The organism is Clostridium sp. MCC328, assembly GCF_018785465.1.
Taxonomy (GTDB): Bacteria; Bacillota; Clostridia; order Lachnospirales; family Lachnospiraceae; genus Pilosibacter; species Pilosibacter fragilis.
The window spans coordinates 1-1446 of sequence record NZ_WQPW01000106.1; the positions used below are offsets into that span (position 1 = coordinate 1).

General features: G+C 52.8%; 1 protein-coding gene. It reads right to left on the minus strand.

Going from position 1 to position 1446, the window contains the following annotated elements:
* Nucleotides 1-144 precede the first annotated feature (144 nt).
* Nucleotides 145-1284 carry a DnaJ C-terminal domain-containing protein gene (locus tag GPK83_RS14205; RefSeq protein WP_215705083.1) on the minus strand — a complete coding sequence of 380 codons (1140 nt, stop codon included), beginning with the start codon at nt 1282-1284 and terminating at the stop codon, nt 145-147.
* Nucleotides 1285-1446: the final 162 nt, after the last annotated feature.

Genomic DNA, 1446 nt, shown 5'->3' on the forward strand with positions numbered 1-1446 from the left:
TACCTTCGGCTATATCCTTCCCACTACCGGGCGGATTCGGGACTTGCACCCGCTAGAAACGTGCGCCGCCGGGCGCACTTCATCAAAAAGATCCGGGAGACCATCCATGCATGGTGGAATCCCGAATCTTTTATTTTTCTTTATTTATGCCGCATGGAATCTCCCATCCCGCCTGCAGATCTCCTCAAACTCCTTAAGCTTCTGCTTTGCCTCCGGGCTTAAGTCATCCGGAACCTGGATTCTTACGACGGCATACTGGTCACCGTGGAGTGACGGGTCTTTTAAGGAGACGATACCTTTGCCGCGAAGACGGATCTTTGTGCCTGAGCGGGTTCCGGCTTTGATCTTGCAGACCACATCGCCATATAACGTGTGGACAAGAGTCTCACCGCCGAAGACGGCTGTCGTGAACGGAACTTCCACATCGGTGTAAACGTCCATGCCTTTTCTCGTCCAGCCCGGCTTCTCGCCGACTGTGATCTTGAGAAGCAGATCACCTGCGGCACCACCGCCGGTTCCCGGCATTCCTTTTCCGGCAAGGCGGATGCTCTTTCCGGTCTCGATACCTGCCGGAATCTTAACCTTCAACGTCTGCGGCCTGCTGCCCGGCTGGTTCGGATTCTGGATCGTGATGGTCTTTTCGCAGCCATGAACGGCTTCATCGAAGGTTATCTGGACCTCCGCGTTCAGATCGTTGCCCCGATCAGAGAATCCAGAACCGGAAAATCCATTTCCGCCGCCAAAGCCATGGAAGCCGGAACCGCCAAAGCCTGACGCGCCGCGGAAACCAGAGGAGCCACCGAATCCGTCATGTCCAGCACTCTTTCCGCTGCCAGACCTTCCTTTGCCGCCAAACATATTTCCAAACAGATCGCCGAAGATATCATCCCCGTCGCCGCCCTCAAAATGGAACTCATGATACGTTCCATCCCCGGAACGGAAGGATCCGGACCGGTATGCTCCTCCGGCACCATTTTCGAAGCCGCCAAAACCACCAAATCCGCCAAAACCACCGGCACCTGCTCCGGCGCCCTGTCCGTAACCTGCCGTCTCATCAAAAGCAGCATGTCCGAACTGGTCGTAAAGCTTCTTCTTCTTCGGATCACTCAAAACGTCGTAAGCCTCATTTACATCCTTAAACATCTGCTCCGCCGTCTTATCGCCAGGATTGGAGTCCGGATGATACTTCTTTGCCAATTTTCTATATGCACGTTTAATTGCCGCAGCATCCGCGTCTCTCGAGATGCCCAGCACATCATAATAATCTCTCTTTGTCAATGACATATTCACCACCTCACTGTTCTATATGTAATGTAACATATCAAATATTCAATGTCAAGGGAGGTATGTGAATTTTTTGTGATATGTGACATACTCCCACCACTTAGCTCACGCTTGAAGTGGGGGCTTCTCGTTCGATTGCCCCGTTGGGCAAAGCATTCACGA

What these genes read in the sequence shown, in the direction of transcription:
- GPK83_RS14205 (WP_215705083.1), bottom strand. Translation starts at nt 1,284, where the DNA reads ATGTCATTGACAAAGAGAGATTATTATGATGTGCTGGGCATCTCGAGA.